General features: G+C 64.5%; 8 protein-coding genes. 2 read left to right on the forward strand and 6 right to left on the reverse strand.

The genetic code is table 11. From position 1 onward, the window contains the following. The 3 genes from AC2VOU_RS08485 to AC2VOU_RS08495 all read right to left on the reverse strand — a co-directional run. The coding region (locus AC2VOU_RS08485; RefSeq protein ID WP_486956974.1) for a YceI family protein at positions 1 to 488 on the reverse strand (488 nt) is incomplete at its 3' end. Continuing rightward, positions 488 to 1,501 carry an alcohol dehydrogenase catalytic domain-containing protein gene (locus AC2VOU_RS08490; protein ID WP_486956975.1) on the reverse strand — a complete coding sequence of 338 codons (1,014 nt, stop codon included), beginning with the start codon at positions 1,499 to 1,501 and terminating at the stop codon, positions 488 to 490. The genes AC2VOU_RS08485 and AC2VOU_RS08490, both read right to left, overlap by 1 nt. A gap of 9 nt (positions 1,502 to 1,510) precedes the next feature. Then, positions 1,511 to 2,773 (reverse strand): cytochrome P450, encoded by a 1,263-nt coding sequence (locus AC2VOU_RS08495; protein ID WP_486956976.1) that lies wholly within the window; start codon positions 2,771 to 2,773, stop codon positions 1,511 to 1,513. Positions 2,774 to 3,207: 434 nt separating this feature from the next. On the opposite strand from AC2VOU_RS08495, the gene AC2VOU_RS08500 reads away from it, so the two are divergent. Then, positions 3,208 to 3,651, forward strand: a complete 444-nt coding sequence (locus tag AC2VOU_RS08500; protein ID WP_486956977.1) for a hypothetical protein — start codon at positions 3,208 to 3,210, stop codon at positions 3,649 to 3,651. Between the two features lie 16 nt (positions 3,652 to 3,667). Beyond that, entirely contained in the window at positions 3,668 to 3,883 is a 216-nt protein-coding gene (locus tag AC2VOU_RS08505) for an Rv1893 family protein (RefSeq protein ID WP_486956978.1), read from the forward strand. Here the strand turns inward: AC2VOU_RS08505 and AC2VOU_RS08510 are convergent, their stop codons facing one another. From AC2VOU_RS08510 to AC2VOU_RS08520, 3 genes are all read right to left on the reverse strand, one after another. Beyond that, complete coding sequence (locus tag AC2VOU_RS08510; RefSeq protein WP_486956979.1) at positions 3,884 to 5,014, reverse strand: nitronate monooxygenase; 1,131 nt, start codon at positions 5,012 to 5,014, stop codon at positions 3,884 to 3,886. It abuts the gene before it with no gap. Between the two features lie 75 nt (positions 5,015 to 5,089). Beyond that, positions 5,090 to 5,239: a hypothetical protein gene (locus tag AC2VOU_RS08515; protein WP_486956980.1), complete on the reverse strand. Its 150-nt coding sequence runs from the start codon at positions 5,237 to 5,239 to the stop codon at positions 5,090 to 5,092. Continuing rightward, positions 5,236 to 5,763 (reverse strand): hypothetical protein, encoded by a 528-nt coding sequence (locus AC2VOU_RS08520; protein ID WP_486956981.1) that lies wholly within the window; start codon positions 5,761 to 5,763, stop codon positions 5,236 to 5,238. The genes AC2VOU_RS08515 and AC2VOU_RS08520 overlap by 4 nt, the downstream gene beginning before the upstream one ends. Positions 5,764 to 5,845: the final 82 nt, after the last annotated feature.

Genomic DNA, 5,845 nt, shown 5'->3' on the forward strand with positions numbered 1-5,845 from the left:
AGTTGTGAGTACGGTTTGACGCCGAAATCCGATTGCCGGACCGTGGTTTCGCTGGAAAGCAGCCAGTGCCCGCCTAGATCTTCGGTGCGCAGATCGACGATCTGCGGTCGGGAGACGTCGTGGATGGTCAATGTCCCGATCAACCGGTAGCCGTCGCCGCTTTTCTCAATCGCCTTGGCGACGAATGTGATTCGCGGATGCCGTTTGACGTCTAGTGATCGCAACGCGTTACGGCGCACCAGGATCTTCTCCGGGCCGGACAGTGGCGTGACGGCGCCTTCGCCGCGGACGACTTCCAGCGACCCGACCTCGACGGTCAACTCCGCGGACACCGGTTCGTCGGCATCCCATCTCGTCGTCGCCCGCCAGCCCCGCATCGCGAGGGTCAGCCGATGTCCCATCGCCGCCGCCGGACCAGCGACACCGGTACGGATCAGCACGTCACCGTCGGAGCCGTCGAAGCTCCAGTCGGCAACGTCGTCGTGCATCACACCGTCAGGACGGTCCGGTAGCGAGCCCGGCCCTCTTTCAGCGCGGCATAGCCGTCGGCGGCCTGCGCCAGCGGCAGCTCATCGATCCACGCGCGCACGCCGGTCTGCACCGCGAACTGCATCGTGTCTTCGATTTCGCTGGCCGTGCCGGAGGGGTGGCCGACGATGCTCAGACCCGGGGAGATCAGCTGCATTGGGCTGATCGGCAGCGACTCGGAGGCAGCGCCGATGGCGAGGAGCTCGCCTCTAGGCAGTAACCCGCCGACGGTCGCGGCCATCGCCTGGGACGCCCCTGCGGTACCCAACACGACAGCAACCCCGCCGAGGTCGTTCAAGGCATCGGAGACGTCGCCGTCGGTCGCGTCGATGTAGTGGTGCGCGCCCAGCTTGAGCGCGTCCGCTTTCTTGGCGGTCCCGCGGTTGATCGCGATGGTCTGAAAACCCATTGCGCGGGCGAACTGAATTCCCAGGTGACCGAGCCCACCGACACCGAGGATCGCCACCCGGTCGCCGGGCAGCGCCCTGGTGTGTCGTAGCGCGTTGTAGGTCGTCACTCCCGCGCAGCCCATCGGCGCGGCCTCGACGTCGGAAAGCTCCGCGGGGATCCGCGCCAGCGCGGTGGCCGGAACGGTTGCCGACTCCGCGTAGCCACCCGGGTAGTGCCAACTCGGGACCTTGCCGTTCACACAGTGGATGAACTGCCCCTTGCGGCACTGCGCGCAGTGGTTGCAGTTGCCGCCGAACCAGCCAACGGAAACGCGATCACCGACCGCGAATTCTCCGACACCCGGCCCGGTTTCGGCGATCGTGCCCGCTATCTCGTGCCCCAGGGTCAGTGGCCACGACAGGCCTGGGGCGTCACCGGCGACAAAATGGGCGTCGGTGCCGCAGATGCCGCAGGCCTTGACGCTGATCCGCACTTCTCCGCGCGCCGGTGGCCTGGTCTCGACGTCGACGAGCTCCAGCGGTGCGCCCGCGGACTTGACCTGGACCGCTTTATGTGACGACATAGCCGTAGCCTACTGCGCGACAGGGCATTTGGCCGAGGCATCGCTGTGGTAATCGACCTGCCAGTGCTTGATGCCGTTCAGCCACCCCGAGCGCAGTCGTTCGGGAGTTCCGGTCGACTCCAGGTTGGGCATGACGTCGGCGATCGCGTTGAACATCAGGTCGATCGTCATCCGCGCCAGGTTGGCCCCGATACAGTAGTGCGCGCCGGTGCCGCCGAAGCCGACGTGCGGGTTAGGGTCGCGCAGGATGTTGAAGGCGAACGGGTCCTCGAAGACCTCTTCATCGAAATTGGCTGACCGGTAGACCATGAGGACGCGCTGACCCTTCTTGATCTGCACTCCGGACAACTCATAGTCCTGCAGCGCGGTCCGCTGGAACGACGTCACCGGGGTGGCCCACCGCACGATCTCATCGGCGGTAGTGGCGGGACGCTCCTTCTTGTAGAGCTCCCACTGGTCGGGGAAGTCGGTGAAGGCCATCATGCCCTGGGTGATCGAGTTGCGGGTCGTCTCGTTGCCGGCGACCGAGAGCAGGATGACAAAAAACCCGAATTCGTCGTCGGAGAGTTTGTGGCCGTCGACGTCGGCCTTGACCAGCGTGGTCACGATGTCCTCGCCGGGGTTGGCAGTCCGGTCGGCGGCCATCTGCATGGCGTACATGATCAATTGGATCGAGGCGTCGATGGCGTCGTTGCCGGCGAACTCCGGATCCTGGTCACCCACCATCTGATTGGACCAGTGGAACAACTTCATCCGGTCCTCCTGCGGCACACCCAACAGTCCGGCGATGGCCTGCAGCGGGAGCTCGCACGACACCTGCTCGACGAAGTCGCCGGATCCGTGCGCCGCCGCGGTTTCCACGATCTGTCGGGCCCGCTCCCGGAGGTCGTCGCGAAGACGCTCCACGGCGCGCGGTGTGAAGCCACGCGAGATGATCTTGCGCAGATGCGTGTGCTGTGGTGCATCCATGTTCAGCAGGACGAACTTGCCCCGCTCGACCTGCTCGCCGACCGTACCGTCTTTGTAGCGGGGCAGCGCGGTCTTCTGCAGGCTGGAGAACACATCGCTGCGTCGCGAAATCTCCTTGACGTCCTTGTGTTTGGACACCACCCAGAAACCACCGTCGTCGAATCCGCCCGCGCCCAGCGGCTGCTCGTTCCACCAGATCGGTGCCGTCCGCCGCAGTTCGGCGAGTTCTTCCACCGGTAGGCGTTTGGCGTGGACGTCGGGATCAGTGAAATCGAATCCGGCAGGAAGATTCGGAGTCGGCATCAGTGGCACTCCTAGGAAAACGGCTTCGGAAAAACGACTTGGACATGACGCGTTCTGGCTCAGTAAAGCACCGCGACGGCCGAGATGGAACGGCTCTGCAAGGATTGCCCGACACCAGATTGGAACGTGTTCTCGCCAGCCCTTCAGCTGATTTCGACGTCACTGCCGGTCTGGCCTCATGCCAGGAGAAGCCACCGACATGGAGGCCACACTGATGTGCATGGTTGTCAGCGACTGCATCAGCCCCGACGACGTGGTGCAAGCGCCCGCCCACTCCACCTCGTTTCGGCGACGACCGCGGCCGGCGTCCTGATCTGCACATACCGGCCTGTCGATCGCTGCGCGAAACGGCCTTGTGGCGGCGGCGGTACTGACTATGCTTGCCTGCAGGTCACAGGAGAAATGGCCCAGTGACGCACTACCGAAGGTGGATCATGATTCGCGAAATGTTCGTCGCCGGGGTGGTCACCGGTGCTGCTGTCGGCCTGGCGCCGGTCGCCCTTGCCGATGCCGGGCACTACGACGGCGACGTACCCGGGATGAACTACGACGCGTCACTCGGTGCACCGTGCGACAACTACGAACGATTCATCTTCGGGCGGGGCCCCGGTGGTCAGGCCGAAGCCTGCCATTTCATCATCAACCAGTTCCCGGCAGCGCAGACGGGGTACTGGGTCATCACCTATCCGCTCTACGGAGTTCAGCAAGTCGGCGCCAAGTGCGACAACCCGCGCGGGTCATCGGCCCAGTCGCCCGACGGGCAGCCCATGCTCTGCACCGAACACGGTTGGCAGATCGGTCAGCTGACCGGCGGCGGGGCCCCGAACGGTCAGGGCGGCGGATTCCCGTCCGACACCAGCATCACCCACTTCCCCTAAAACTCAGGAGACAGCCATGGCCTTCAAGCCGAAAGACGCCATCGACGCCGCCCGCGACATCGTGACGAACGCCGTCGAGCGGTCGTCGGACATCGTCGAGAACGCCAGCCACATCATCAAGGGCGATATCGCCGGGGGCACAGGCGATATCATCCACAATTCGCTGGACATCGCCACGTACGCGGTCGAGCGGACCAAAGAGGTCTTCACCAGCGCTGCCGACGACGAGTGACTAGACCGCGGCGGCTTCGTTCAACTCGTCGAGCCGGTTGGTCGCTTCCAGATACTCCTGAACCCAGCGTTCGATGACGGTCGAGGTCTTCTCGACCTTGGCGAACTGCCCGACGACCTGGCCGACCGGGTTGAACGCAACGTCGACGGATTCGTTCGGGTAGCGGTTGGTGGCTCGCACCGCCATGCCGGACACCATGTACTGCAAGGGCATTCCGAGCGGCTTCGGGTTGTCCGGCGCCTCCCAGGCTTCGGTCCAGTCGTTGCGCAGCATCCGGGCCGGCTTACCGGTGAATGACCGGCTGCGGACGGTGTCGCGACTACCGGCTTTGATGTACGCGGCCTGCTGCACCGGGGTATTCGAGGATTCCTCGACCATCAGCCATTGCGAGCCCGTCCACGCACCCTGGCAGCCCAGTGCCAGGGCCGCGGCGATCTGCTGACCGCTGCCGATACCACCCGCACCGAGAACCGGGACCGGGGCGACTTCCTTGACGACCTGCGGCCACAACACAATCGAACCCACTTCGCCGCAGTGCCCACCGGCCTCGCCGCCCTGGGCGATGATGATGTCGACGCCGGCATCGGCGTGCTTGCGGGCCTGCGAGGGAGAGCCGCACAACGCCGCCACCTTCAGCCCGGCGTCATGGATGTGTTTGATCATCTCCGGCGGCGGGGTGCCGAGCGCGTTGGCGATCATTTTCACCTTCGAGTGCTTAAGCGCCACTTCGACCTGTGGCGTGGCCGTCGCCTCGGTCCAGCCCAGTAACTGCAGGGTGTCGCCGTCGCTGTCCTCGACCGGCACGCCGTGGTCGGCGAGGATCTTCTTGCCGAAGTCGAGGTGATCCTGCGGCACCATCTTGCGCAGCGACTCAGCCAGGTCTTCTGCCGACAGGTGTGAGTCCATGCCCTCGTACTTGTTCGGGATGACGATGTCGACGCCGTACGGATGATCGCCGATGTTCTCGTCGATCCACGTCAGCTCGATCTCGAGCTGCTCGGGAGTGAAGCCGACCGCCCCCAGGACGCCGAATCCGCCGGCCTTACTCACCGCGACGACGACATCACGGCAGTGCGTGAAGGCGAAGATCGGAAACTCGATATTCAGACTTTGTGAAAGCGGAGTACGCATACAAAACTGTAACACGTTCTAGTCCGGCTGATGCCCCCCGCTAGTGGCCGTCGCAGACCGTCGGCGAGTAGCGGGTCAAGCCGGGATCGGTGAAAACCCCACGCCTGGACCGCCCCTGGCGTTCGTGTCGTTCAGGATCGCGCTGAACAAGGTGAAGCCGATATTTGACCTCATTCCATTAATCGGAATCGGGTCGAGATAATTGGTGTAGCCCTTGCGGGTCATGCCGACCAGCTGACTGTCAACGGTGACCGGTGCCCCGTCGTCGCCTGGTTGCCACGCCGGCATGACCGCCGCGACGAACCCTGGTCTTGGGCCTCCAAACCTGAAGGCACCGCAGTTGAAACCAGTAGCGCCGCCTTGTGTGCAGACCGGCTGTCCAAAGTTGCTCGGGTCTGACCGATGCCGTTGATCGCGAAACCGGCGAAGTTGGCGGTCGGACCCACCTTGGCCGGGTCGAACTTGATCACCGCATAGTCCAAGTCGTCGGCGGCGGCGGTCACGGTCCCTACAGTTCCATGGTTCTCGCCGCCTTCGGCCACAACCTGGGAGCCGGGTCCGCCGCAACTCGCGGCGGTGAATCCGACCATATCACCGGCGTTGCCATGGCCGATTGTCGTCAGTGTGCAGTAGGTTCCGGCAACCACGATGCTCGCTCCACCGCCGCGCACCACTGAGCCGTCGGCGTATGCGGTGAGGTGATGAGTCCGGCCAGTACTGCTGTCACGGACCCGGCAGCGAGCGGCCAACGAGTCATCTGCACAGCGGTACTCCCGTCGTCCGGCACCGCTGCTGTCCGCTCAATGCCCGCCTCGTCAGATGGCCCGCCTC

The sequence above is a fragment of the Mycobacterium sp. TH-M25 genome, assembly GCF_057473665.1.

What these genes read in the sequence shown, in the direction of transcription:
- AC2VOU_RS08495 (WP_486956976.1), bottom strand. Translation starts at nt 2,773, where the DNA reads ATGCCGACTCCGAATCTTCCTGCCGGATTCGATTTCACTGATCCCGAC.
- AC2VOU_RS08515 (WP_486956980.1), bottom strand. Translation starts at nt 5,239, where the DNA reads ATGACCCGCAAGGGCTACACCAATTATCTCGACCCGATTCCGATTAAT.
- AC2VOU_RS08500 (WP_486956977.1), top strand. Translation starts at nt 3,208, where the DNA reads ATGATTCGCGAAATGTTCGTCGCCGGGGTGGTCACCGGTGCTGCTGTC.
- AC2VOU_RS08505 (WP_486956978.1), top strand. Translation starts at nt 3,668, where the DNA reads ATGGCCTTCAAGCCGAAAGACGCCATCGACGCCGCCCGCGACATCGTG.
- AC2VOU_RS08490 (WP_486956975.1), bottom strand. Translation starts at nt 1,501, where the DNA reads ATGTCGTCACATAAAGCGGTCCAGGTCAAGTCCGCGGGCGCACCGCTG.
- AC2VOU_RS08510 (WP_486956979.1), bottom strand. Translation starts at nt 5,014, where the DNA reads ATGCGTACTCCGCTTTCACAAAGTCTGAATATCGAGTTTCCGATCTTC.